Annotated in this window: 26 protein-coding genes, 1 pseudogene and 1 riboswitch; of the genes and pseudogenes, 2 read left to right on the top strand and 25 right to left on the bottom strand. The window is 43.9% G+C overall.

Annotated features, from left to right (window positions below; translation table 11 throughout):
* Nucleotides 1-279: 279 nt before the first annotated feature.
* From CLFS41_RS23300 to CLFS41_RS23330, 7 genes are all read right to left on the bottom strand, one after another.
* A complete protein-coding gene (locus CLFS41_RS23300) occupies nucleotides 280-708 on the bottom strand; it encodes a DUF3788 domain-containing protein (protein ID WP_007865849.1) in 429 nt (142 codons plus the stop codon).
* Nucleotides 709-839: 131 nt separating this feature from the next.
* Complete coding sequence (locus tag CLFS41_RS23305; protein WP_045093595.1) at nucleotides 840-1,850, bottom strand: aromatic acid exporter family protein; 1,011 nt, start codon at nucleotides 1,848-1,850, stop codon at nucleotides 840-842.
* 171 nt (nucleotides 1,851-2,021) lie between these two features.
* On the bottom strand, nucleotides 2,022-2,849 hold the full coding sequence (locus tag CLFS41_RS23310; RefSeq protein ID WP_227162486.1) for a hypothetical protein: 828 nt from the start codon (nucleotides 2,847-2,849) through the stop codon (nucleotides 2,022-2,024).
* A 109-nt stretch (nucleotides 2,850-2,958) separates the two neighbouring features.
* The gene (locus CLFS41_RS23315) at nucleotides 2,959-3,753 is read right to left on the bottom strand and encodes a nucleotidyltransferase domain-containing protein (protein WP_045093596.1); all 795 of its coding nucleotides are present in this window, start codon (nucleotides 3,751-3,753) and stop codon (nucleotides 2,959-2,961) included.
* Nucleotides 3,753-4,793: a nucleotidyltransferase domain-containing protein gene (locus CLFS41_RS23320; RefSeq protein ID WP_242827934.1), complete on the bottom strand. Its 1,041-nt coding sequence runs from the start codon at nucleotides 4,791-4,793 to the stop codon at nucleotides 3,753-3,755. Before CLFS41_RS23320 ends, CLFS41_RS23315 begins: the two co-directional genes overlap by 1 nt.
* A gap of 184 nt (nucleotides 4,794-4,977) precedes the next feature.
* Nucleotides 4,978-5,913 carry a sensor domain-containing diguanylate cyclase gene (locus CLFS41_RS23325; RefSeq protein WP_007865836.1) on the bottom strand — a complete coding sequence of 312 codons (936 nt, stop codon included), beginning with the start codon at nucleotides 5,911-5,913 and terminating at the stop codon, nucleotides 4,978-4,980.
* 146 nt (nucleotides 5,914-6,059) lie between these two features.
* Complete coding sequence (locus CLFS41_RS23330; RefSeq protein ID WP_045093597.1) at nucleotides 6,060-6,380, bottom strand: hypothetical protein; 321 nt, start codon at nucleotides 6,378-6,380, stop codon at nucleotides 6,060-6,062.
* Between the two features lie 53 nt (nucleotides 6,381-6,433).
* Between CLFS41_RS23330 and CLFS41_RS23335 the strand changes: the two genes are divergently transcribed.
* On the top strand, nucleotides 6,434-7,075 hold the full coding sequence (locus CLFS41_RS23335; protein WP_045093598.1) for a PBECR4 domain-containing protein: 642 nt from the start codon (nucleotides 6,434-6,436) through the stop codon (nucleotides 7,073-7,075).
* Between the two features lie 426 nt (nucleotides 7,076-7,501).
* On the opposite strand, the gene CLFS41_RS23340 is transcribed toward CLFS41_RS23335, so the two are convergent.
* From CLFS41_RS23340 to CLFS41_RS23405, 15 genes and pseudogenes are all read right to left on the bottom strand, one after another.
* Nucleotides 7,502-7,891 (bottom strand): arsenate reductase ArsC, encoded by a 390-nt coding sequence (locus tag CLFS41_RS23340; RefSeq protein ID WP_045093599.1) that lies wholly within the window; start codon nucleotides 7,889-7,891, stop codon nucleotides 7,502-7,504.
* 2 nt (nucleotides 7,892-7,893) lie between these two features.
* Entirely contained in the window at nucleotides 7,894-9,645 is a 1,752-nt protein-coding gene (arsA, locus tag CLFS41_RS23345; protein ID WP_152649067.1) for an arsenical pump-driving ATPase, read from the bottom strand.
* Nucleotides 9,645-10,016, bottom strand: a complete 372-nt coding sequence (arsD, locus tag CLFS41_RS23350) for an arsenite efflux transporter metallochaperone ArsD (RefSeq protein ID WP_045093690.1) — start codon at nucleotides 10,014-10,016, stop codon at nucleotides 9,645-9,647. The genes arsA and arsD overlap by 1 nt, the downstream gene beginning before the upstream one ends.
* A gap of 171 nt (nucleotides 10,017-10,187) precedes the next feature.
* Nucleotides 10,188-10,529 (bottom strand): annotated as a pseudogene (locus CLFS41_RS30825) (DUF2703 domain-containing protein); the annotation flags it as partial.
* Nucleotides 10,526-11,575 carry an ACR3 family arsenite efflux transporter gene (gene arsB, locus CLFS41_RS23360; RefSeq protein WP_045093600.1) on the bottom strand — a complete coding sequence of 350 codons (1,050 nt, stop codon included), beginning with the start codon at nucleotides 11,573-11,575 and terminating at the stop codon, nucleotides 10,526-10,528. The pseudogene CLFS41_RS30825 and the gene arsB, both read right to left, overlap by 4 nt.
* Nucleotides 11,562-11,888, bottom strand: a complete 327-nt coding sequence (locus CLFS41_RS23365) for a metalloregulator ArsR/SmtB family transcription factor (protein WP_045093601.1) — start codon at nucleotides 11,886-11,888, stop codon at nucleotides 11,562-11,564. Before CLFS41_RS23365 ends, arsB begins: the two co-directional genes overlap by 14 nt.
* A gap of 334 nt (nucleotides 11,889-12,222) precedes the next feature.
* Nucleotides 12,223-13,869, bottom strand: a complete 1,647-nt coding sequence (locus CLFS41_RS23370) for a recombinase family protein (protein ID WP_045093602.1) — start codon at nucleotides 13,867-13,869, stop codon at nucleotides 12,223-12,225.
* A 43-nt stretch (nucleotides 13,870-13,912) separates the two neighbouring features.
* Nucleotides 13,913-14,104 (bottom strand): hypothetical protein, encoded by a 192-nt coding sequence (locus CLFS41_RS23375; RefSeq protein WP_045093603.1) that lies wholly within the window; start codon nucleotides 14,102-14,104, stop codon nucleotides 13,913-13,915.
* Nucleotides 14,085-15,020, bottom strand: coding sequence for a recombinase family protein (locus CLFS41_RS23380; protein ID WP_045093604.1), 936 nt, complete (start codon nucleotides 15,018-15,020; stop codon nucleotides 14,085-14,087). Before CLFS41_RS23380 ends, CLFS41_RS23375 begins: the two co-directional genes overlap by 20 nt.
* Nucleotides 14,962-16,629 carry a recombinase family protein gene (locus CLFS41_RS23385; protein WP_045093605.1) on the bottom strand — a complete coding sequence of 556 codons (1,668 nt, stop codon included), beginning with the start codon at nucleotides 16,627-16,629 and terminating at the stop codon, nucleotides 14,962-14,964. The genes CLFS41_RS23380 and CLFS41_RS23385 overlap by 59 nt, the downstream gene beginning before the upstream one ends.
* 80 nt (nucleotides 16,630-16,709) lie before the next feature.
* Complete coding sequence (locus tag CLFS41_RS30495; protein WP_200895109.1) at nucleotides 16,710-16,871, bottom strand: SHOCT domain-containing protein; 162 nt, start codon at nucleotides 16,869-16,871, stop codon at nucleotides 16,710-16,712.
* Nucleotides 16,872-16,919: 48 nt separating this feature from the next.
* Nucleotides 16,920-17,297, bottom strand: coding sequence for a type II toxin-antitoxin system PemK/MazF family toxin (locus CLFS41_RS23390; protein ID WP_045093606.1), 378 nt, complete (start codon nucleotides 17,295-17,297; stop codon nucleotides 16,920-16,922).
* A 641-nt stretch (nucleotides 17,298-17,938) separates the two neighbouring features.
* Entirely contained in the window at nucleotides 17,939-18,358 is a 420-nt protein-coding gene (locus CLFS41_RS23395; RefSeq protein WP_045093607.1) for a sigma-70 family RNA polymerase sigma factor, read from the bottom strand.
* 403 nt (nucleotides 18,359-18,761) lie between these two features.
* Nucleotides 18,762-18,850, bottom strand: a riboswitch (cyclic di-GMP riboswitch).
* Nucleotides 18,851-19,026: 176 nt separating this feature from the next.
* Nucleotides 19,027-19,329, bottom strand: a complete 303-nt coding sequence (locus tag CLFS41_RS23400; protein WP_045093608.1) for an arsenic metallochaperone ArsD family protein — start codon at nucleotides 19,327-19,329, stop codon at nucleotides 19,027-19,029.
* A gap of 76 nt (nucleotides 19,330-19,405) precedes the next feature.
* On the bottom strand, nucleotides 19,406-19,765 hold the full coding sequence (locus CLFS41_RS23405) for a NifB/NifX family molybdenum-iron cluster-binding protein (RefSeq protein ID WP_045093609.1): 360 nt from the start codon (nucleotides 19,763-19,765) through the stop codon (nucleotides 19,406-19,408).
* Nucleotides 19,766-20,019: 254 nt separating this feature from the next.
* On the opposite strand from CLFS41_RS23405, the gene CLFS41_RS23410 reads away from it, so the two are divergent.
* Nucleotides 20,020-21,195 carry an IS110 family transposase gene (locus CLFS41_RS23410; RefSeq protein WP_024291828.1) on the top strand — a complete coding sequence of 392 codons (1,176 nt, stop codon included), beginning with the start codon at nucleotides 20,020-20,022 and terminating at the stop codon, nucleotides 21,193-21,195.
* Nucleotides 21,196-21,482: 287 nt separating this feature from the next.
* Here the strand turns inward: CLFS41_RS23410 and CLFS41_RS31040 are convergent, their stop codons facing one another.
* The 3 genes from CLFS41_RS31040 to scfB are packed head-to-tail and all read right to left on the bottom strand — an operon-like array spanning nucleotide 21,483 to nucleotide 24,101.
* The gene (locus tag CLFS41_RS31040) at nucleotides 21,483-22,265 is read right to left on the bottom strand and encodes a flavin reductase (protein WP_278280163.1); all 783 of its coding nucleotides are present in this window, start codon (nucleotides 22,263-22,265) and stop codon (nucleotides 21,483-21,485) included.
* A 54-nt stretch (nucleotides 22,266-22,319) separates the two neighbouring features.
* Nucleotides 22,320-22,715, bottom strand: coding sequence for an iron-sulfur cluster assembly scaffold protein NifU (locus CLFS41_RS23420; protein WP_045093610.1), 396 nt, complete (start codon nucleotides 22,713-22,715; stop codon nucleotides 22,320-22,322).
* A gap of 24 nt (nucleotides 22,716-22,739) precedes the next feature.
* Nucleotides 22,740-24,101, bottom strand: a complete 1,362-nt coding sequence (gene scfB, locus CLFS41_RS23425) for a thioether cross-link-forming SCIFF peptide maturase (protein ID WP_045093611.1) — start codon at nucleotides 24,099-24,101, stop codon at nucleotides 22,740-22,742.
* Nucleotides 24,102-24,106 lie beyond the last annotated feature (5 nt).

A 24,106-nucleotide genomic window follows, 5' to 3' on the forward strand; every position in this document is an offset into this window, starting at 1 on the left:
TAGTTCTAATCAGTTCGTTTTTAGTGCTTTTATTCTATACCAAACCTGTTTTTAAGTCAATGGTTTGTATAATTCTTTTTATTTTCAGCTTTTTGTACATATATTTATGTGCACTATTTATATATTCGTTCTGCCATCTCCTTTCCACATTTGTTCGTTATGGTTCTTTTTATCTTCTGATTCGATAATACGAAAGCAAAAAAGGGCCGCAGCCTGTGATGTGTGATTCACAAACTGCAGCCCTTATACACCGGCCCTTATACACCGGCTTACCCGCTTCTATCTCTTTGTCTTCATCCTTACACCTATCAGTTCCTTTACATCCTCCAAGATCTCCTCACTGGTCACCTCAATCATCAGCCACCGCCCACCGTTGAAAGGGGTACATCTTTCATACAATTGCCGGAGATAGGCAGTGCATCCCTTTAATACCAGCTCTGCTTCAGTTGCTTCCTTTGCTCCGATGGAAATCATACAGATAAACTTCCCCTGTTCAGGATACAGGGTGCAGATTGCCCGGGAACTTTTTTTGTATTTCACATTCCACCCCGTCTGCATGGTGCATCTGCTGAATTCAATGCGCGGTGTTACAAGATAGTTTCTCTCCACATAAGTGCACAGGGATTTCCAGTATGGGCTCCCGATAAAACTATCTATTTCCTTCATATCAGGCTGTCTGTCTGCAGGATACGCTTCATGCCAAACCATAAATCCACCTCTCTCATCTGCTTTATTGTATGGATAGTATATCAGATCAAACATGACATCTGTGTGTCATTTTATATGGTCTGCTCAGGCTCTGTACATTTCACGGCACCCCATACATTTCCCGGGACAGCCTACGCCTTTTCCCAAAACGCGCTGATATCCTCCCGGCTCAGTCCCTGGACAAATTCCCGCTTCAGCACCAAGAACCGTTCCAGTTCCAGCAGCACCTGAAACAGCACAGCCCTGGCCTCAAATTCCTCCCTGGTCGCGGGCAGGGGCTGCTGTCTCATCTCCAGCTTCACCCATTCCGTTTTCTCCAGAAGTCCTAACGCATTGTTATACTCATGAAACGACCGGCTGATATCACGGGCAAGAACAGCCAGACGTTCAGCCTGCACCGGGAAGGAATCTGCCCGCTCCAGATATGACCGGATCCTTCTGAGCACGGCCAGCTGATTTTTCCTCAGTCCCATATAACTCAGATAATACCTTGTATCTGCCAGCAGGCTGTTCTCCATATGGCGGTATGCCTCCTGTTCGCCGTCTCTCAGCATCTGTTCCAAGCTCCCCACACATGTATCATAAGATCTGCGTCCTTCCTCTCCGCGTTTGGATTTTCCGTCCAAAACATCCGCCATCCCTGCCAGCAGAAAGCGAAACTGTTCCTCGATCATCTGCTGTCTCCGCCGAATGGCCGCCCTTCTCCCCGGAATATAGAGATTCATGGCAACCCCCACACCGGTGCCGATTACTAAAAGCAGAACCTCGTTCACCACATTGGCAGTTCCCATGGCGCCTTCTGCAAGGAAATGTGTCATAAGCACCGTGCTCACCGATATTCCGTCCTGTATCTGAAGCCAGGTACAGGCAGGAGTGAACAGGAGAAGAAACACACCTATGGCCAGCGGACCGTATCCGCACAGCCCAAAGCACAGGGGCGCCAGCGCCAGGGCCAGAAGAAAGGCAGACATTCTCCTGGCCATCAGCCGTATGGTCTCACGTTTGGTGTCATGTATGCTCAAAAGAGTGATCACCCCTGCTGACGCAGCATAATTTAATCCAAGCCCCTCTGCGATCAGCATGGCAAGAAGGCTGCCGCCGGCTATTTTCACTACTTTTAAAACATTAAAATGCTGGTTCATTTGCCCACACCCGTCCCTTTTCAGTCACACTCCAAGCTAATTTATTCTGCCCCTGCCATGCCCGATCCATACGGCTCCCATGCCTTCTGTTCCGTAAAACAGGACAAACCGGAAGCTGCAGCAGTCTTCCGGTTCCACACATCTCTTTGTCTTTTTCTGGCAAGCCGTCTTTTACTGGTAAATCTGGTTGATCTTCCAATATCCATTAAACCGATACATATTCAGGCCGCTGTCACCGCCCATCTGCACGCCGGCATTTCCTACCTCTTTTAATTTAGACACCTCCACCCTGTCGATGGCTTTGGACAACTTATCCGTAAACACTTTATCTTCCCCAAGGGCCTTTAACTGGTCCGGTGTCTGGATCTCCTGGCTGGTACCGTTTGCATAGGTCATTACCATTGGATAATTACACATCATGGCAAGAGTGTCAAGGCTTTTATAAGAAAATGTCTTCTGAATCTGCTCAGCCATCTCAGAAAGGCTGCTGATATCCACAGCCTGCTGGTCTGAACTGCCTGCCGCATCCAGATAGAAGTAGCCTGCCTTCCATTTTCCTCCCACTTTATACAAAGACAGCCCGCAATCATCCCCCATCTGGGCCCCCGCCTTGCCTACGCTGACTAATTTCGCCACATTGGTGGAAGCAACGGCATTTCTCATTGCCCTGGAAAATATTATCTCACTGCCCAATGCCAGAAATCCCTGCTTATTTTTTATCTCCACCAAATCTCCGTTCTTATAGGAAACCGTCAAAGGATACGTACACAGCCCGGCCAGCTTATTCAGATCCTGTTTATCAAATGCCTCCTGCACATGTGCTGCCGCGTCCCTCATTTTACTCTCATCAGAAGATTGGGATCTGGCCCCATAGGCTGTGCCTTTTGCAATAGCCTGCCCTTTGACAGGGATGTTTCCATTCGCAAATGCCGGTATGGCCGGCACGGTGGTGGCCATTGCCAATGCGCATAGCATAATTACCGTGTGTCTTCTTGTCATATTTAATCTCATTTCTTTATCCCTTCTTTTTTGTGATAGCTTCCTATTGGTTACATATCTTAGACGGAGAAATGAGGATTAAAGTTGCAGGCACTTTCTGATTTTTATTTTATAGTAACAGTTCAGGACAGCGGGAACCTGAATCCAGAATTTCCATGAAAACATGGTTTAATTCATCCCATCCGTTTTTCCTGTCTTCAGGCAAATGATCCGTATAGGATTTCTGCCTTGCCAGCTCCTCCTCAATAAAACATTGAATGGCCGGCATTTGCGTCCCCTTCTCGCCCTCTCCCATGCGTCCCTTGATCTCCAGAAGTTCCTCTATACCCTCCCTCAGTTCCTGGGGTATGTCCATTTTCATCAGATCAGAAAAAAGCACCGGCGGCGGACAGTGGGTTTCCTCAATATATTTTCCTGCAAGAAGAGGCCTCAGGGCATAAAAATACTTTTTATAACTTACCCTCTCCTCCTGCAGATACTGGGCATATGTACTGTTGGCCGTCCCATAATAGTGATGGGAGGCCGCCTTTGAGGAAAAGAAGCCGGCTGCCGCCTCATAGATCCGCCCCCACTCTTTTGTGGTCCTGTATACGATAGGAGAATTGCTCCACTCAAACAAAGTCGCATTCCCTCTATGGAATTGTCTCAGAGCCTTTTTCAGATCCCATCCATTGATATCCAGCACCTCGTCCAGCTGCCATTCGATCACATCCCTTGGTTCATCCAGTCTCAGGTAATCTTCTCCGCTTCTCACATAGATAAACCTTACATCATAATCACTGTCCGGGGAAGCAAAGCCCCAAGCGCGGCTTCCCGACTCCACTGCGTGAAGAATCCTGACTTTTTCCTTTTTCTCAATTTCCCCAAGCTTTTGCTGGATCGTATTAAAAATATCATCCATCATCAATAATCCCCCTCTATGGATCTTCGGTTTACATATTCCACAAATGCCCCCACCTTTTCCATGTCCGGATTATCCGGAAGCACGCTTTCCCTGGTGGCGGTTTGAAGCCGTTCCTCAAAATCGGCAAGGATATCGTAAAATTCACTGTCAAATGTCCCGTCCTCTTTCCGGAACCCTCCGCTACGTATCTTCATCAGCAGATCCAGATCATGCCTCCGGTTGGTATTAATCTCCCCTTTTTCCAATATATCTACGGCCATCATAAATAACCGGATCAAATGCATTGCATGTTTATTCAGATGATTATCATCCTTTTTCCTGTTGCGTTTACCGATCTTATCATAATCCTTCACAACGCTGTGCATGGCCGCCCACATACTTTCATAATCCCGAAGAGGCATATGCCGGTAGTCCGCATCCATATAGATTTCAGTCTCCAATTCCGGATTCTCAGACCGGTCAATGTACAGGCGGATACTTCCCCTGTCAAAGCTGGAATACCGCCTTTCAAAATCCTCCAGGGCATTTCTCACCGACCGAAGGATGTGCTGCTCCTTTTCGGTCTGGGGCATGGAGTCCCTGGCAATGGCGTTCTGAAGCCGTCTCAGCTGCGCTCCCGCATATCCCCCAAAGGACTTGGCCGCCCGTTTGGATAAAAAGATCCCCTTGTGATCCAGCAGTTCCTGGCCCAGTTTTGATTTGATCAGGTACTGGTCCTCATCCAGGCCAAGGATCTCACAGGTGTTGGGATTGCAGTCCAGCAGCAGTCTCACGATCTTGTTAAATGAATAGATCACCGTGTCCGTATTGGCATCCTCATACTGTTCAAATTCCGTAAGCCCGATCAGGTCAGAAGGCATATTCAAGGTAATCCCGCGAAAATCAATGTCACTGTTCTCATTACACGTTCCGTATGCATAGCTTCCCCCCAGGCCCAGAAGGATGATCCTGTTTCCCAGCCTTTTCTCTGTCCGGAGGAAATCATATTCACTTGTGTTCATCAATTGTTTGAAATCAATCATGCTATTCTCTGTTTCCATTTCTGCAAATTTCCCAGTATAGTATCGGGATGAGGGGTAATATTATCTGCGGGTATGTATACGTTTATTCTTGGAAGGCGAGAAGACATTTTAGACCATTTAAGCCCAAGAATACAGCGCGGCACAGTGTTCGCGTCAATAGGAAATCCGGTTAATAATGATGTCTGAAGAAACGGAGTCCGCCTTAGCGCAAGGGGATCTCTTGTTCGCTTCTGTCAAGTTCTGAAAAGAATACAGGCTTTTCCTTTGAGATCTTGGCATGGTAAAGCGCTATATCCGCCTTTTTAAATAGAAGGTTAAAATTTGCCGCCTCCCTGGGAAAAACAGCAACTCCCATACTGTTCGTGCAGACAAAATCATCAATCTCCAAACGGCTCAGATTCTGAAGCTTACGGTACAGCCATTTCTCATCTTCGATATCCGGAATAAATATAATAAATTCGTCACCGCCAAAGCGGCCCAGTATGTCTGTTTTACGGAATGACATTTTAATTGTCCGGGACAGCGATTTGATAATCCTATCACCCTGATCATGTCCATAAGTATCATTAAAATGCTTAAAATTGTCAATATCCAATATTACAAGAGCATGCTGTAAATTTTTACGTTCCTCCAGGATATCACGAATCAATGTGATGGAATATTCTTTATTGTAAAAGCCTGTAAAAGCATCCCGGTTGACAGCTTGTTCCAAGCTTTCGGTCTTTTTCTTTGTATCAGTTATATCCATGATTACGCCGATCATTCTTACGGGCTTATTATCTTCTATGATAGGAGTCACATGGATCCTGCACCATATAAACCCAGACCCTCCGGCTTTCATGCGGGCATCATAGATCGCCGGTTTGCCGTTCAGAATTTGTGCAAAAGCATCCTCGATCACTTCCCAATCATCCGGATGTGAAAAATATTCGCTAACAGCCAGTCGGTATGCTTCCGGCTCCAACACGCTGTAGGGCTGCACGTCTTTTAGAATATCATCCCCTGAAACGCCGAATATGGTCTCCGCGTTTTCAAAAAAGGTGTATTGCTGCCGCAAAATGTCAACTTCAAAAATACAGATCCTTGCAGCACTCAAAGCGATACGCAGTCTTTCTTTGTATTGTTCCAATTCATTCATGCTATTTTGGGCCTTTCTTTAATGATGGTTGTCTTCCGTTTCCATCAATTGAACGGGAATGACTGTTTCTTTCGGTTACATTTTTCCATATATACATATCTGTACTCACACCTCCATTCGTAGTAGTCCGTCCTTTTACATTTTAATCAGCCGAATCTTTCCTTCAAAAGCTTTACGCTTTCCCTTAGTTCCTCTGAAAATTCGTCCAAATCATCAAATACAATTACTTCATCCTGCAAAAAACGGACTAGATCAAATATCATATTTCTTTTACTAAGTTCTATACAGACCCCAGGTGTTTTCTTATCCTGTTTCATACGCTTCTCCATTGTCCAAAACTTTGTTGAAGCAGGTTCATTACTGTTTAAGTAAGCAACATAATCCTCAATGAGCCGCTCCATATAATGTTCCTGCCAACCAGATACTTTTTCTCTATAAAGTTTCCAATCACGTTTCGATGGTTCCATAAAATTATCCCCTTCTATTTTTCTCTCCGTTCTAATTTTACAACAGTCTCGACATGTGTTCAAATACATTTAACAATAACCCAAAACACATACCATACCTTCTAAGTATTAACTATTCCGATGCACAGTACCATCTGATTATCGGGCGCAAAGGAAAATCTGTAGATATCACCATTGAATTTAAACCTATCGACTTTCATCATCTCATGGGGCTTGGGAAATTAAAAGACCTGCGTATTGCAACGCAGAACCAGGAATCCGTTTATTTCGGAATCCTGAACAGAACAATCACGTATCCTTCCATCTGTAAGAGTCGTTACATAGGACAGATTGAAAACCGCTTCACTCCCCTTTCCTATATCGAGCAGATTTTTGACAGCAATAAACTGATCTTCCGCTATAATGAAAAACAGAATCAATTTTCCCTAATTGAAACAGACTACCTTTTGTCCACCGCTTTTTCTGGGAATGATATTTATATTTTTATCAAGGAAAAAGAAACTGTAGGACGATTTTTCTGTCGTTCCTTTTTTCCTAAAGAAAAGAAAGATTATACGATTGGGCAACCACAATACACGTTACTCTTTAAAGAAAAGATTACTGTCAGTACTGGAGAGAAAGTCATCCAGCATGACCGGCTCACTCCCAAAAGCGACTCCGCAAAGATATCTCTGCAAGAGAACCCTAAAAAGTGAAAAGCGGAATAACCGTACTGACCATTCTGCTTTTCACTTTTTAGCTTCTATCTCTGCTTATAATAACAACATCTTGTGGTTCAACCCCGCTATTTCTTCTTATCACCACAATACGTCATGTTTACCACGACCTCGCAATGCCTTGTTGCTGCAATTCTGATGACCATCGAGCCTGGTACCCCCTTGGCGTCAGGATATATCTTCAACAGTTCCGACGCTCAACCTTTGTTTTTTATAAAAAATAACTGTATTGATTATAGCATGACAACTCTCATTTTTCGATGTCTAATTTAATAAAGATAAAAGCTGCCAACAATAAAACCCCCAGCGTACTGAGGGCTTTAGTCTTAGCAGTTTTTCAACAGAAATAGGCATCTTACTTCTACCTGTTTGATGGCTGCGCCTTACTTAGAATTTATAGAATTCTCATATAGTGACCCTTGCCAATTTTTTTACCCTTGCTTCAATAGTCTTTATGACCTTAATGAATTCCTCATCACTCTTGCCTGTCGGATCATCAAGCCCCCAATCCTCACGGTGCTTGCAGGGCAGGAATGGACACTGTACATTGCAGCCCATTGTAACAACAATATCTACGGGCGGGATATCAGACAATAGCTTGGAATACTGCGTCTTTTCCATATCAATTCCATAAAGTTCTTTCATAAGCCGCACAGCATCTTGATTGATTTGCGGCTTTGTTTCTGTTCCGGCTGAATAGCTCTCCAACGCATCCCCTGCAAAATGTTTGCAAAGGGCTTCTGCAATTTGTGAGCGGCAGGAATTATGCACACATATAAATGCAACCTTTTTCATACCTACTTCCCTCCTAAAAGCGAAAGTAAATAACTACCCTTAACATCCTCCGCACTCCACTTGATAACAGCGAAATTGCCGTGGGACAGTTCATCCACCTTGTTTATCCATTCAATTTCATGGCTTGCTTTCGCCCTTAGAAGAAGATTGCTTGTTTCAGTAGTATATAGTGACGAATTAATAATCCACCATTTTGTCGCAATCTCGGCGCGCTTCAAATCTTCCTCTAAACGCACGGCTTCATAGACGGGCGTGGTTTCCGCAAGGGTCACGATGATAACCGCCGTTTCATCGGTATTGCGAAGCCGGGGTAGCAGCTTTTTAACGGCTTCGGGTATATCGCCTTGTGTGCGCTTTACCTCACGGTGGTAGCTTTGGGTGGAATCCAGAAGCAGTAGTGTATGGCCTGTGGGCGCAGTATCAATGACAACAATCTCATTTTCAGCCCGTTCCACAATCTCGGCAAAGGCACGGAATACAGCAATCTCCTGTGTGCAGGGGGAACGCAAATCTTCCTCCACATAGGCCACATCATCTGCCGACATGGTTTCCCGCGCCTTTTTCAGCACTTCTTCTTGATAGCGTCGAAGTTCTTCTTTTTCATCAATATGGCTCATGGTAATGCTACTTGTTTCATCCATGACAAACTTTAGATGGGCGGCGGGGTCGGTGGTGGTCAGATGCACCTTTTTCCCTTTGGCCGACAGACCAAGTGCGATGGCGGCGGCAATCGTCGTTTTCCCAACGCCGCCCTTGCCCATTGTAAAAATGACCTTTTTACCGCTTGCATCCAAATCGTCAATGACCTTGCGGAGCGTTGGAATATCTGTGGTATGCAGGATTTCATTGTTCATGGTAAGGCTGTCTTTTTGGAGCAAATTGCGGACATTTTCCATGCCGGTAATATTGTAGGCACGGAGCGGCACAACGTAGACGGCGATGCCTTTCAGTCCGACGGGCATATCGACAAGAGCCTTTTGCTGTTTAGTATATAGGCTTTCGGATATGCCATCATCAAAGGAGGAAAGCACCCCGTTGATAATTAAAAGCTGATTGTGTACGCCCAAGTCGGCAAGCTCTTTTGAAGCTCGTTCTGCTTCTTTGAGGGGAGCGCTTTCGGGGCGGGAAACGAGGACGAGGGTTGTCAATTTGCTGTCTGCTAAAGTGTCCATTGCTTCTTTGTACATTTCCTTGCGCTCTTCCAAGCCGGAAAGCTGCCCCAAACAGGATGCTCCATGTGTGCATTCGCTGATAAAATTACTCCATGCGCTGGGCAGTTGCAGCATCCTTAGGGTGTGTCCAGTCGGGGCGGTATCGAAGACAATGTGATCGTATTCCTTTGCGGCAGCTTCATCCGTGATAAAGTTTGTAAACTCATTGAAAGCGGCGATCTCCACTGTGCAGGAGCCGGAAAGCTGTTCCTCCATGTTGGTGATAACCGATTCCGGCAGCTTTCCACGATAGGGGCCCACAACACTTTCACGGTATTGAGCTGCCGCTTGTATCGGGTCAAGATTGGCAACGATAAGCCCCGGCACTTCCGCAATTGGTACGCCTTTACCATTAAGCTCAGTGTTGAACACATCTTGCAAGTTGGAAGCGGGATCGGTGCTGACAAGCAGCACCTTCTTCCCACTGTCGGCAAGGGTCACCGCGGTAGCACAGGCGATAGAGGTTTTCCCAACGCCCCCCTTACCAGTATAGAACAGGTATTTTGTAAGGTTTAGATGTTGCAAGTCAAATGGTTTCATCATCAGCAGCCCTCCGAGCAGCAGCACCCGCCATTCACCTTTTTCGTTTCAGTCGCTTCCAGGTACGAAGCCGGGATTTCCAGCCATGCTGCGATTTCCTCATTGGTGGGGTACGCCTTCGTCTTAACGATTTTGCCATCAATGACCGTGGCAGGTAAAGATTCCACGCCGTCCCCCATGATGAGTTTGTTGATGTCGGTGTTGTTGATGAACGCTTGTGGGGCGCTGTTCAAGTTGAAACGGGCGGCGGTAATGCCGTTCCTTTGCAGATTATTAAACACGGTGGAAATGCGAAGCAATTCGGAGTCAACTCCGATGCCGCAGATACCAGTTTCACAGCACATAGCCGGTTCATAGATAGACATTGTTTTCATGGAAAAGTCACTCCTTAAATTAGTGTTGGATGGTGTATCAGAACAGCAATAGCCACTATCACAGCAGCCGCTTTTTCCTGTAAAAAACCGTTCGAGATTGTCTGGAAGCGTATAGGCTTCTTCTGTTTGAGGCTGCCCGCCATAGATGGCCTTTAGGATACCGTCCACAATCATCGGGACGGGTGGCTGCTCATATTCCTTGCCCTCATAGAGAAATACCCTGCAATCCACGCTATCACCGCAGAGGTCGCCGCAATCTGCACAGTTGCTTTCCACAAGCTCGCTGCAACTATCCACGCCATTCACGCGGATAGTTGGGGAACTTATAAAGCGGTATTCCTCCGCAAGCTCCCGCGATGTAATGTTGACCGAATTGACCTTGATTTCAAACCCAAGGGTATCAAATACTCCTGACAGGACTTCAAGCGCCTGTTTGAGAGTTTCATCCGTTGCCATGCACCGCCCACAGGTATTCAAATCAAGATATAGAAAATCAATGACAAGCTGTTTCATTCTGGAAAATACCTCCTTGTATTATTCGCAATTTTAACGAGTATCAGCATAACAGGCACTTCGGTCAGTACACCCACAATAGTAGCCAAGGCTACCGGCGACTGTGCACCGAACAGAGCGATGGCAACCGCAACCGCAAGCTCAAAGAAGTTTGACGCGCCAATCATTCCAGCCGGGGCGGCGATGTTGTGCGGCAGTTTAAGCGCCTTACTTGCTAAGTATGCAATAAAGAAAATCAAAAATGTCTGAATAATCAGAGGTACCGCAATCAAGATGATGTGCAGCGGATTTTCCAAAATAACATCGCCTTGAAAAGAGAAAATGATAATCAGCGTCAAGAGCAGCCCCGCAATGGTGGTGTTGTTAAACTTCGGCAGGAATGTCTTGTTTAAATATTCCTCACCTTTTTGTTTAATAAGCTGTGTCCGTATGATGATACCCGCCGCAAGAGGGACGACAACGAACAGCGCCACCGATAAGAGAAGCGTATCCCACGGAATGGAAACACCGCTTACACCAAGCAAAAAAGCTACGATTGGCGCAAAGGCAGGTAGGATTATAAGGTCATTGGTTGCAACCTGTACTACAGTATAAGCGGGGTCGCCTTTTGTCAAATGGCTCCACACAAATACCATTGCAGTACAAGGGGCGGCTCCGAGCAGAATAGCACCGGCTAAATAGTCCTTTGCCAAATCTGCTGGAATAAGCGTTTTGAATACCACAAAAAAGAACAGGCTTGCAATCCCGAACATGGTGAACGGCTTAATCAGCCAGTTTGTCACCCAAGTTACAAAAAGTCCTTTGGGATTCTTGCCCACATTCTTAATGCTCTTGAAATCCACCTTGAGCATCATGGGGAAAATCATCAACCATATTAAAATAGCAATAGGGATAGATACCTGCGCATACTCAAACTGTCCTAAGAATGTGGGGATGGCGGGTAAAAACTTGCCGATCAGAATGCCCGCTACCATGCAAAGCAGAACCCAAACAGTCAAATATTTTTCAAAGAAGCCAATACCTTGATTTTGTTTATTCTTTCCCACAACTACACACCCCTTCCTTGCAAATGCACTCCTCTTTGTCGGTGGTAATTGCACATAAAAAGTTTTTAAATTCCTGTACCTTTTCACCGTTCAGCGAGTAGTGCATCCACTTGCCCTCTTTACGGCCACTCACCAAGCCGCAGTCACAGAGGATTTTCATGTGGTGGGATAAGGTCGGCTGTGTGATGCTGAACTTTTCTAAAATCTTGCAAGCACAAAGCTCACCACAGGACAACATATCCACAATCATAAGCCTGTTTGTGTCCGCAAGAGCTTTGAACAATCCGACGTTTTCAGCGTATTTGTCATTCATCTTAAAATCACCTCACATAGATATTCATCTATGTGTTATTATATGCGGTCATATAGATAATTGTCAATGTATTTTTAAATTTATTTTTAAATTAAAAAAGGTGGCAAAAGTGCCGTCAGTTTAGTTTGTATATATATCATAACATCCGCAATGGTATAACAACTCTCATTTTTCAAGGTCTAATTTAATAAAGATAAAGCTGCCAACAATAAAGTCCTCAGCGTACTGGGGATTTTAGTCTTTGCAGTTTTTTAAGCAGGAGCGGAAATTTCCACTCCTGCTTAATTCTTCATACTGCATCTCTCCTTGTTACTTATCACTCTCATTGGTGGTATCAATCTTCATAAAATGCCACTTCTTGTTCCACGATGATACCTGATTTAAAGTGTATTTCTATTTTAGATTCACTGATTACCCTGATCCTAAGTATCAGACGCCTGATTAAATCCTCATCAAACTCTCCGACCCTGCAGCTTACCCTACCAAGGCAGGAGTCCATTCCTTCCACCCTTTGTCCATATTCGCCAGCCAATTTCTGCTCTCTGGCCTGCTTTAGTTTTTTCATTTTAAGGGCTTGCATTTCTTCGGCAATTTCCCTATACTGCTCATCAAAATCCTCATTGACGGCTCCCTGCTTAGCATTTTCTTCGATTAGGGTAAGGAGCTGTTTTTGAAGCATGGCAATTTCCTCATCAAACCCTGTCTTTATGTTTTTAGTTGTGTAGCTGCCAATCACTCGGATCACATTTTCCCTGAAAGCTCCTACAACCTCCCTTTGATTTTCTACCACGCTGTCCACAGCCGTCATAATCGCTTCTTGCAGGGGTTTTTCCTTTAAAGTAGCGGAATGCTTGCAGGTTTTTGTTCCGTTTAACAATCGGCTCTCACATCGCCACACGGGGGTAAGATTTCCGTTCCTTGACCATGTCTGCCTGCGGTAAGGGTGGGAGCATTCTCCGCAGACAAGGATGTCCGAGAGTACATATTTCGAGATGTACTTACTTTTTTCTTTCTTTGCCCGTCTTGCAATGGATGGCTTATGGAGACTTGCCCGTCTTGCCCTTTCTTCCTGTACCTGGTAAAAAAGCTCTTTAGGGATGATTGCTTCATGGTTATCCTCGATGTAATATTGAGGTACGATACCGTCGTTCTTCACTCGCTTTTTTGTAAGAAAATCCACTGTATAGGTCTTTTGCTGCAAAACATCTCCCATGTATTTTTCATTCTGGAGTACCTTTGCGATAACCGTATCATGCCATTTATCTTTGCCGGTTACCGTCTGAATGCCCTCTGCCATGAAAGTGTCCGCTATCTGCTGTGTGCTTAAGCCTTCCAGATAAAGGCGATAGATTCTTCGGACTAACTTCGCTTGCTCCGGTACGATGATCAGCTCACCATCTTCATCTTTTGTGTATCCTAAAAACTTTTTATGGTTGACCAGTACCACGCCATTTTCATATTTTCTTGCGATTCCCCAGCGTGTGTTTTCACTTAAGTTGCGGCTTTCTTCCTGTGCCTGGCTACTTAAAATGGTGATCAAAAGCTCGCCTGTCGCCTCCAGTGTATTGACACCTTCTTTTTCAAAGATGATGCCAATGTTTTTCTCTTTGAGCTTTCGTATGGTTTGCAGGGAATCCACCGTATTTCTTGCGAAGCGACTGACTGATTTGGTCAGTATCAGGTCAACTTTCCCTGCCAAGCAATCCTCAATCATGGCATTAAAGTCATCTCTTTTTTTGGTATTAGTTGCAGATTTCCCATCATCGGCATAAATACCTGCCAGTTTCCAGTTTGGGTTCTGCTGAATTTTCTCTGTATAATAAGATATTTGCGCTTCATAACTGCTTTCTTGCTGTTCCAGCAGGGTGCTGACACGGCAGTATGCCGCTACCCGCAAGGCTTTTAACTGTACCTTGATGCTCCTATCATACGCTGGTTGTGAGGGTATAATGGATATGTTTTTCTTTCTCGCCGCTTGCATATTCTCCATCCTTTCTTTATGTTTTTATAGGCTTTCTGAGCGATTAGTCCATGGATAATTTCTGAACGGTTTCACTGGCCTCATCTCTGCCATCTTGCAGTTGTTCCCGAGTATTGACCCTGCAGTACATCGCTATCCTTAACTTTTTAGACTGCGCCTTACTATTTGAGTCATCTTCCGCCTTTGGCGGCATAATGGTTATGTTTTTCTCTGTCTCAGTTTGCATATGTTTCATTTTCGTTCCTCCCATTTTTATAAGTTTCATGGACTGTCAGCCCATTGATAAATTCCACATCAATGCGTCCGTCTGCATAAATGACCATCCGTTTGACTATCTGTAAAAACAGTTCTTCATGAAATTCTGTTTGCAGCTTCTTATCGGAAAGAACCTGCTTCATGGTTTCTGTATGGTGGTCATAATCATGAACCTGTGCGGCCTGGTAGAATGATCTTGCCCTTTGAAAAATTAGTACCGCCAGCTCCTTGGAGGAGAACTGTTCGTCTGCCTCCATATCCTTTATCTTTTGATCCAGTTTCCGAAATTCCGGATTGTAACGCTTTGGAGCTTCCTTTGGTTTTTTCTCCAGTAGGGAAGGGATTTTTATTACCTTGTTTACTGCAAGGATAAAAACTTCTTTTATTTGTTTCTCTGTGATTGCCCCGCAGATGCAGTGGACTCGGTTCTTATAAATGTAATGCTTACATTTCCATTTGCTTTTTTCTGAAGGTTTCCCGCAGTTCTCTACATATTTCCGAAAGACCTCACCGCATTCTCCGCACCAAAGTCTGCCGCTGAATGGGTTTTGGGTATTCATGCTATTGGGCTGTATGCCCCTCCCAAGCCTTTGGCGCAGTTCCTCTCTGTGGTTTTGTACCTGTTCAAAAACTTTCGTTTCTATCATCTGGGGGTACATCTCATCGCCCAGATATTTGGTATTTTCTAAAATCTTGCCGACGGAGCCGTGATTCCAGGATGGCTTATTGTTTGCGTTCAGGATTCCATTCGCTGTGAGCTCCTTGGCTATGGCATAGGTAGAAATTCCCGAAAGGTAATCAGCAAAAACCTTTCTTACAACCTTTGCTTTTTCTTCTTCAAGAAATATTTTTCCGTTTCGCATCCGATATCCCATCGGCGTATGTCTTTGCATCATCGCAGTCCTCCTTTCCGCAGTGCTCTGAAAGCTCCAGCTTGTTCTTTAAGCGGAAGGTTACGGTCTTTCCTTCCTTGATGATAATCTGTTCCACACTTTGTAAAAATAAGTCCTCACGATAGGTATCCTGTATCCCCGGATGGCTTTCAAGAAGTCCGATAAGCTGTTCCGTATAGAAAATCTCGCTCTCAAATCCGCTCTCATCCAGAAGGGCTTTCCTCTTTTTCCGCATGGCATCCAGCTCTATTTGCAGGGCGGTCTGTTTCTCTATAAAAATAGCAGAGTCAAGATATCCTTTTGCGACTACGCCGCTTAAGATATGACTCTGCTTTGACAGTTCCATTATTTTTTCGTTACACTCCCTGATTTCCTTTTCCTGCTGTTCATCCGCACGCAGTCTTTTTAAGGATTCCAGCATAGGGGAGAGCATTTCCGTATAGTTACTGGAGAGCTTATTCCACATCAAGATAAATGCATCTTGTATAATATCCTCTCGGATTGCCGTCATGCTACACTTCTCTTTATGCTCAATGTGCTGGATACAGCACCACTGCACTTTCTCATATGGCTTTCCGATATAGATTTTCTGTCGTCTGAATACTCCGCCACATTCCCCGCATATGATCTTGCTGCTGTATGCGTACCGATTTTGTGACTTTGTGCCATCGAATTTCATCTGCTTGCGGCGGTATTCATAAATCTCTTTGACCGCTTCCGCTTCCTCCATACTGATGATGGGCTCATGGTTTTCAGAAATAAAATATTGAGGCAGCTCTCCTTTGTTTTTTTTTCGTTTAAAGGGAACTACCTCAGCAGAATAGGTTTTTTGCAATATTAAATTTCCGGTATAAACTGGATTTTGAAGAATTTCCTTTACCACCCCATCGGACCATTTTTCAGCACCCCGTACGGTCTGGATTCCTTTCTCGGTCAACTTCCTGGCAATGACATAGGAGCCTTTTCCATTTAAATATTCCTTGAAAATGAAGCGAACCGTTTCAGCCTCTTGCTCATCAATTACCAGCTCACCCTCTACATTCGTGTATCCGTGGGCTGGAGTTGATACGATAAATGTGCCCTCCTGAAACCGTTTGACCGCCGCCCATTTATTATTGGTTGAGGTACTTTCTGACTCTCCTTGGGCTAGAGAGCTTAAGATGGTCAACAACATTTCACTGCTCTCAGATAAGGTGTTGATATTCTCTTTTTCAAAAAACACCGCAATTCCAAGCAGTTTCAATTTTCGGATTGCTTTAATGCTGTCAACGGTGTTTCTGGCAAACCGGGTAATTGATTTTGTAATGATCATATCAATTTTCCCGGCTTCGCAATCTTTCATCATCCGCAAGAAATCATCTCGCCTTTGCAACTTCGTTCCGCTCCGTGCTTCATCTGCATAAATTCCGACGTACTGCCAATCACTTCGACTGCTGATCATTTCTTCATAATAAGCTGTCTGTGCAGTAAATGAATTTTGCTGTTCCCTGGAATCTGTACTGACACGGCAGTAAGCGCAGACACGTTTTTTTGGCTGAAGCTGCATCATTACCTGGGGTTTTACAGGATTTATTTTAGTTATCTTTTTTACTTTTTCCTGCTTGCCTGCCATGACTTTCTCCTCCTTTCTAACAGGATTTCCTCCTGTTAGCAACATACATTACCACACAAGTTTTAGAATAGCTACTGTTATTACACATATACTTTCGCAAGTTGAGGAAGAAAAGTCTGGCGGTTCAAATCATCGATTTTTTCATATTCTTCACTGGTAATCAGACCGTTACGAAGCAGGATTCCTAAGAACTTCAATGTGATTTTATATTTGACTTCATTGGCTGCTTGTTCCTTTGACATAAATAATCCCCCTTATCTCTGATGGAATTTTCCTTTTTTATAACTGCATCATTTCGACAGTATCACTTCCGTCATGGTCAGCCCCACACTGACCGCCAATGCCCTATCAACTGAAAGCATCCGCAGCCTGCTAACATTACCTATGTATTCCAAAAGCCGAATGCGGTCAATGGTGCGTATCTGCTCCAGCAGCACCACCGAGTTTTTCTGTAGAGACTCTATACACCCAATTTGAACATGAGTGGGAAGCCACTTTTTGGGCTGACTGGTTATGGCGGCAGCAATAATTGTGGGGCTATAACGGTTTCCGATATCATTCTGTAAAATAAGAACGGGTCGGATGCCGCCCTGCTCACAGCCTACCACGGGACTTAAATCAGCATAGAAAATATCCCCGCGTCTTATGTTTCTTTTTTGTTCATGCAAAATGCGCACCTCCTTTTGTCCTTAATGGCACAAATATAGGGACCACTCATTTTGCTCCAATAAAAAGCAAACCTGTTGAGTGATCCCCATCGCTTCTGACATTAAGTCTTTATAATAAGACTCTTAAGATCTGTGCTTAATTCGACACTACTCCCCAAGCACTGTGTGCAGAGCATATGATGCTTTACACAACAAAGGCGACGGCCTGAACTGCGGCTGGCTTCACCGCATCATGGGAATTTCACCCCCGGCAGGATCTCTGTCGGCTGCCCTCATTGCGTGGTCCCCTGTTCAAAGGGGGCTGTGACTGGACAGAAGTATCAATATAGGCTGACGGGGTCATTGCGAGACAGGCTGCCATAGCCTGTTTTCTGGTCGGATGGGTACCGCTTTGCACCTTATTTGGCCGTCTTTTATAGGGACAGAAAGAAACACACGAACAAAAATAAGTGATTTCGCTCTTCTTACTGCCTGCCTACAGGTGGTCTTGGCGCATCCCCCAGGGTCGCTTTTCCTTTTAAAGCCCGTCAGCTAACGTATTCAGGTCATCGGATATGAAGTTGTCAAGGAACCAAGAGGGGAATAGAAAAACCCCCTCACTACTAATCCGGTTTCGTGAGGGGGTTGGACCAAATTATTTTTTATTTTTCCATAAGTTTTTTCAATCGAGACAGTATCCGGTTCTTCCTATTATGGATTGTCATGCGGGGAATACCTGTTTCTGCAGCCATCTGATGTTCGCTTTTATTCTGAAAAAACAGAGTAAAAATCAGCTCCTGTTCCTCTTTAGAAAGCTGGGCAAGACACTGATGGAGTTTTTCGGCAATCAGCTTGTCCATGACAACATCCTCCAGAGGAAGAGAAATGGAGTCTGGAATCGCATCCTCTCCATTAATTTCTTTGGTATCTAAAGCGCTGTAGTGAAATACGCCATGTGCTTTATCCTTTTCCTCCAGATGAAGCTCCCGGCGTTTCATGCGGTAATAGGTGTAATATACTTCCTCGCTAACCGGTACAAGCTGACCCTGTACCTTAATCTGATATTCTTTCTTTTCTGCCATATGGCTTGTCCTCCGTTTCTGAATTTTGATAATGAGTCAAAATGTCAGAAGCGGAGGTGAGCGGCAACGTGGCTCAGTGATCAGATAGCTGCTCAGTCTTGAATTTGGGTTAATTTGGAAAATTAACAGTTTTTTTGTCGAAAAAAATAAGCCAGCACTTCGCCCTTGGCAAAATACTGACTTTTTGAATTTCTCGATATAAAGTTGTGTTAGGATGAAGGGATATGTAAGGATAGAGCCGTCTTTATTTCCAACTCCCAGAATCGTCAAGGCAATAGGGCATATAGCGTCCTCCTTCGCCATGGCAGCGAAAGCCCTGTATCCCGATACCCAAACGCTCCATCAAAAGCCGAAAAAGAGAACAAGAGCCTGCCCATTTCACAGGGCAGGCTCTTGCGAAGCTTTTTGCAGCCAGGCTATCATAGCGTGTAAAGCGCCGTAGACCCTATGGCTTTGCGCCCCTATTTTTCAATAGGTTTGCCCTTGGCTCTATTTATGTTATTGTCGTTACCTTGTTTTTCTTGTGCCGTTTCTATCGATCTAGCATGAAACAGTTAAGAAACGGTGAAAAACATCACGCCACAGCCGTTGGAAGAAAGAGCGCTTTTGAGTCGCAACAGATTTCCATCGTTCTATTCTTCATATTCATTCTCTCTTCAAGAATACATTTACTGATTATCAAATAACCAACTGTATATTTCCTTTTTTGTAGGATATTCTTCGATTTTTTCTATTCTGCCGTTAATATAGGTAGCTGGAAGCATATCCCTACCTGCACAGCAAATCAAATGCCACAAATCCTTATTTTGTCTAATCTGCTCGCGATCTTTGTCGAAAGAATATCGCATTATATAAATATCCTTAGTTTCAAGTATTTTACACAGCTTATTAAAAACATGCAGATTTTTGCTGTCGGTAAATTCTTCATTATCTTCATATACAATAATTTCAGCATTCCTCTTTATTTCCATAACGACCACAACCTTGCAGGGGATTTGAATACCCGAATACAATCAAATGAAAGCGTGAAACGGGACATACAGGTTTTTAACTTTCGCATTCATCAGCATGCTGATGTTCATGGCAAATAGATCCGGTCGATTTCAGCTTACCCTGCAAATAGTCGCTTACGGTCTTCTCAACTTCTCCAGATGCGCCGACAATAACTTCAATTCCTTTTTCATTAAAGATATCAACAGCACCCCCGCCCATACCACCTGAAATGATGACGTTAACTCCCTTTTCATGGAGGAAGACCGGCAAAAATCCGGGTTTATGTCCGGGATTCGGGATAAACTCCTTATTTTTGATCTGATTGTTTTCAGCCTCAAAGACGGCAAAACCCTCACAGTGACCGAAATGCTCCGTTACCATTTTGCCTTCACTTGCAACAGCAATTTTCATAATAAATTTCTCCTTGTATTATATAGTCATAGCTTTTCTTTACCTTTTCTTAGGTATGAGCTATGCTGTTTTAGATACTGTGGATTAGTTCATTTCTCCTACCACTTGATGGTTTAGTAAAGGCTCTAACCACAGTCTCTTTGTTCACTTGTTAATCAGTTAGATACCGCATGACGGTTTATTTAGAACAAGGTTACAATCGCAGAGAGCCACCGTGGTCTAAAACAGTATCAAATTCATTTAATAGGAGTTTCGCTATGATATACGCAGGGATTGATGTTTCCAAGGATAAGCATGATTGTTTTATCACCAACTCAGATGGGAAGATTCTCTTTAAATCCTTTACCATTCCCAACAACCGGGAAGGTTTTGAGGTCCTCTATCAGAAGATCACTTCCACTACAGATGATTTAACCAATGTAAAAGTAGGCCTTGAAGCCACTGGACACTACAGTTATAACATCTTGGGCTTTCTTCTTGATAAAGGTCTGACCACCTTTGTTATCAATCCGTTACATACCAGTCTTTTCAGAAAAAGTCTAAGCCTTAGAAAGACGAAAACGGATAAAGTTGATTCCCATACGATTGCTACAATGCTTATGTCTGATGTGAACTTAAAGTCCTACTCAGACATATCTTACCACAACGAGGAATTAAAGTCACTAACCCGTTACCGTTTTGATAAAGTCAGGGAGCGCGCCAAGCTTAAAACTTCTGTTTCCCGTCTGGTTACGATTCTTTTTCCTGAACTGGAAAAGCTGGTTCCCACTCTTCATATGCCTTCCATTTCCGCTTTACTAAGCGAATTCCCCGGTGCTTTTCAGATTGCTTCTGCTCATCTTACCAGACTGACCAATCTGCTTTACGAAACCTCTAAGGGTCGTTACGGCAGAGACAACGCCATCCTGTTCAGGGAAACAGCCAGAGCCTCTATCGGTTCGAATATGCCTGTAAAATCTCTGGAACTGAAACACACCCTAAAGCTGATAGGTGAATTAGATGCCGAAATTGATGAAATCGAACAGGAAATAAAACGTATCATGGATGAACTCCATTCCCCTATTCTTACGATTCCTGGAATCAGTTACCGGATGGGCGCCATGATTCTAGCTGAAATCGGTGATTTTTCCCGTTTTGACTCTCCTGATAAGATTCTTGCCTATGCTGGATTATCTCCCTCTACCTACCAATCCGGACAGTTGGAATCTTCTCATTCACATATGGAAAAGCGTGGTTCCAGGTATCTGCGCTACGCACTTTTTAATGCTGCTAAATTTGTCTGTAAGTGGGATCCGGTATTTGCCGCCTATCTTGCAAAAAAGAGGGCGGAGGGTAAGCATTATAACGTTGCTGTTTCTCATGCTGCGAAGAAGCTGGTCAGAGTCATTTATCGGTTAGAAAAATCGGGACAGGCATACAACAAAGTCTCTTAACTTTTCTGTTTAATAATTTTCTTTTTGAGCACCTGTAAAGATGCTCTGTTTGTCATGCGGTTTTCAAGGTACTGATTTACTTGAAATGCATTTCTGCAATTCATTCATAAACTTTCTTTTTTAGACTTGACTTTTAATAGTTAGTCTTTACTTGTTTATCGCTTATTTTACGCAGCAAAAGACGGATAGTGCCTTGGGAAGGATTATTAATGATTTTTATACTTAACATATTTGTTTGTACCTCCGACGAAACAAATTGCGGTTAACATTTAAATTCCTATCATAAATTAAATAAAATCTATTTTTGTAAAATCTATCTCGCCTTTGCTGTCTAAAAGTTTAGCATCAGCATGGACATATTCCACTTTGCCGATGAACATTTCATGGGAGCCGGTCATAATGGAATCCACCACCGAGCATTCGATATTCACCGGACAATCGGGCAGAATGGGTGCGTTGACTTTCATGCCATTTTGCAACCGCACATTCATTGCTGTTAATTTGTCCTCATCATGCTTGCTGTGACTCCCCAGATAATCAAAGGTTTCTTTGTATTTTTTATCCACAAGGTTTACTACAAAGCAACCGGATTCCTTGATCATTGAATAAGAATATCTTGTCGGAACAATCCCGACCATTACCATGGGTGGCGCATAGCTGCAATTACCGCAATATCCTACCGCCAACACATTGTTTTCTCCGTTTAGACCCCGGCAGGAAACGAGAACCTTCGGCATGGGCTGGAGGCAAGATCTCATATTGGCCTCCTGTTTCGCAGTCAAGACGAATTCCTCGGCGATTTTGTCAGCTCTTCCCGACACACCAGTTATAACGCAAATACCTTTTTCAGCAAACACCTGCACGGTCTGTCCGTCCATGTCTTCGCAAAGAAGCGCTTTAATTTTAAGCTTCTCAAGAAAGCCGGGCAGTGAATCCAGTTTATGTCCGGAATTCTCAATGTTTTGCCGCATGGTGATCTTAGAGTTTTCTTCCTCAAAAATTAGAAAGGTATCGCAACATTCAATATCCTTTGATACATTCGCACCTTTCACAGCAACTGAAAATTTCATTTTGTAAGACTCCTTTCAAAATTCATTATGTAGTGCATAATTCACATATTGGTGTCAACCTTCCACATGACATGATGTTCGGCTAAAGTAGTTATCAATTGCGTTTTTCAACGCCGTCGCCCCTAATACGGAACAATGCATCTTGTGTTCAGGAAGTCCTCCCAAGGCGTCTGCGATATCGTTATCGGTTATCTTTAAAGCATCTTCCAGCGTTTTGCCTTTCGCAAGCTCCGTTGTCATACTGCTTGATGCAATAGCCGCGACGCATCCGAAAACCAAAAAACTGATATCCGTAATCACATTATCTTTCACCTTAATATAAAGAGTTAAGCTATCGCCGCATGCCGGGTCACCACAAGTACCTTCACCATTGGCATCTGGCATGTTACCGATATTCCTCGGGCACATAAAATGTTCTATTACCATATCTGAAAAGTCTCCACAAAACATACCACCACATCCTTTCATAAAAATTTAAATGCCCTTGTCAGCCATGAATGCCTGTATCATAACAGCGCACTCAATCCTTTTCTTCTGAAGGGTACAGGAAAGATCATTGGGCTGCACAATGTTGCCATTTGAAAAATATGCGTTTGCATGGCATCCGCCAGAACAAAATAGCTTTGCCCAGCACTTCCTGCATTTTTCTTTGGAAAAAATATTGTTTCTCATAAATTCATCTTGCACTTCATTGTTTTGGATACCGCTAAACACATTGCCGATTGCAAATTCATCCTGTCCTACAAACTGATGGCAAGGATATAAGTCGCCATCGGGAGATACTGCCAGATATTCGTATCCTGCTCCGCAGGCGGTTACTCTTTTAAACAGGCATGGGCCATTGTAAAGATTGATATTGAAATGGTAAAAACGGAACCTGCGGTCATCGGATAACCGCTCAATATACTGAGCAGCCAAGTTTTCGTATTCTTTCAATACCTCTGGTATGTCGAATTCCTCGAAATACAAATCGCTTCCCGAACCTACTACAGGCTCGACGGATATCTCCTTAAATCCCATATCCGCCAGATGCATAACGTCCTTTGAGAAGTCCTTATTCCTTGCCGTAAAGGTACCGCGAATAAAATAGCTTTTTCCGTTTCTCCCGGCAACAAGCTTTTTAGCCAGAGGCATAATCTGATCATAACTCCCATGGCCTATCCGGTCGTGGCGGACAGCATCATGAACCTCTTTGCGTCCATCTATGCTAATTACCACGTTATCCATGTTTTCGTTTATGAAATCAATGTTCTCTTTGTCGAGTAACGTACCGTTGGTGGTAATTGTAAAATAGAAATGCTTACCGGTTGACTTCTCAAGCTGCCTGCCGTATGCGACAGTTTCCTTTACTACGTCAAAGTTCATCAGCGGTTCACCACCGAAAAAGTCGATCTCAATGTTGCGCCTATCCTGAGAGGCAGCAACAAGATAGTCTACGGCTTTTAACGCAACAGCCCTGCTCATCAACTTGCGCCCACTGTTGTAATCTCCGCTTGATGCAAAGCAATATTCACATCGTAAATTACAGTCATGAGATACATGCAGGCAAAGAGCTTTCAAACAGGTATTTAGTTGTTTAGAGTTTGCAGCATTTTCTAAGGCTTCTTCAGAAGAAAAAAGCATTCCCTGCTCATTCAGGGATTGGATTTCGCCGTAAGCCTCACGAATTCTATCAGCAGAATATGTTGCATTCAATTTCTCCTGCATATCGGTAAGCGTCGGCATTTCACCTTCATTTTTCAACATTTGGAAGACCATATCATCAAGGACATGAATGCTCCCGCTGTTTCCATCAATTGCAATGTTATATCCATTAAGTGAATAAGTATGAACCAAAAATA

It is taken from the genome of Clostridium sp. FS41, assembly GCF_000954015.1.
Taxonomy (GTDB): domain Bacteria; phylum Bacillota; class Clostridia; order Lachnospirales; family Lachnospiraceae; genus Enterocloster; species Enterocloster citroniae.

Coding starts and splice junctions, on each gene's coding strand:
- CLFS41_RS23400 (WP_045093608.1), bottom strand. CDS start 19,329: ATGGAAATAAAGAGGAATGCTGAAATTATTGTATATGAAGATAATGAA.
- CLFS41_RS23305 (WP_045093595.1), bottom strand. CDS start 1,850: ATGAACCAGCATTTTAATGTTTTAAAAGTAGTGAAAATAGCCGGCGGC.
- CLFS41_RS23410 (WP_024291828.1), top strand. CDS start 20,020: ATGATATACGCAGGGATTGATGTTTCCAAGGATAAGCATGATTGTTTT.
- CLFS41_RS23335 (WP_045093598.1), top strand. CDS start 6,434: ATGTGTTCAAATACATTTAACAATAACCCAAAACACATACCATACCTT.
- arsA (WP_152649067.1), bottom strand. CDS start 9,645: ATGATGAAACCATTTGACTTGCAACATCTAAACCTTACAAAATACCTG.
- CLFS41_RS23395 (WP_045093607.1), bottom strand. CDS start 18,358: ATGGCAGAAAAGAAAGAATATCAGATTAAGGTACAGGGTCAGCTTGTA.
- CLFS41_RS23370 (WP_045093602.1), bottom strand. CDS start 13,869: ATGCAAGCGGCGAGAAAGAAAAACATATCCATTATACCCTCACAACCA.
- CLFS41_RS23315 (WP_045093596.1), bottom strand. CDS start 3,753: ATGATGGATGATATTTTTAATACGATCCAGCAAAAGCTTGGGGAAATT.
- CLFS41_RS23385 (WP_045093605.1), bottom strand. CDS start 16,629: ATGGCAGGCAAGCAGGAAAAAGTAAAAAAGATAACTAAAATAAATCCT.
- CLFS41_RS23380 (WP_045093604.1), bottom strand. CDS start 15,020: ATGATGCAAAGACATACGCCGATGGGATATCGGATGCGAAACGGAAAA.
- CLFS41_RS30495 (WP_200895109.1), bottom strand. CDS start 16,871: ATGTCAAAGGAACAAGCAGCCAATGAAGTCAAATATAAAATCACATTG.
- CLFS41_RS23340 (WP_045093599.1), bottom strand. CDS start 7,891: ATGAAAAAGGTTGCATTTATATGTGTGCATAATTCCTGCCGCTCACAA.
- CLFS41_RS23375 (WP_045093603.1), bottom strand. CDS start 14,104: ATGAAACATATGCAAACTGAGACAGAGAAAAACATAACCATTATGCCG.
- CLFS41_RS23300 (WP_007865849.1), bottom strand. CDS start 708: ATGGTTTGGCATGAAGCGTATCCTGCAGACAGACAGCCTGATATGAAG.
- arsD (WP_045093690.1), bottom strand. CDS start 10,016: ATGAAAACAATGTCTATCTATGAACCGGCTATGTGCTGTGAAACTGGT.
- CLFS41_RS23325 (WP_007865836.1), bottom strand. CDS start 5,913: ATGAATGAATTGGAACAATACAAAGAAAGACTGCGTATCGCTTTGAGT.
- CLFS41_RS23320 (WP_242827934.1), bottom strand. CDS start 4,793: ATGGAAACAGAGAATAGCATGATTGATTTCAAACAATTGATGAACACA.
- CLFS41_RS23330 (WP_045093597.1), bottom strand. CDS start 6,380: ATGGAACCATCGAAACGTGATTGGAAACTTTATAGAGAAAAAGTATCT.
- CLFS41_RS23310 (WP_227162486.1), bottom strand. CDS start 2,849: ATGACAAGAAGACACACGGTAATTATGCTATGCGCATTGGCAATGGCC.
- CLFS41_RS23365 (WP_045093601.1), bottom strand. CDS start 11,888: ATGAATGACAAATACGCTGAAAACGTCGGATTGTTCAAAGCTCTTGCG.
- CLFS41_RS31040 (WP_278280163.1), bottom strand. CDS start 22,265: ATGAAATTTTCAGTTGCTGTGAAAGGTGCGAATGTATCAAAGGATATT.
- CLFS41_RS23420 (WP_045093610.1), bottom strand. CDS start 22,715: ATGTTTTGTGGAGACTTTTCAGATATGGTAATAGAACATTTTATGTGC.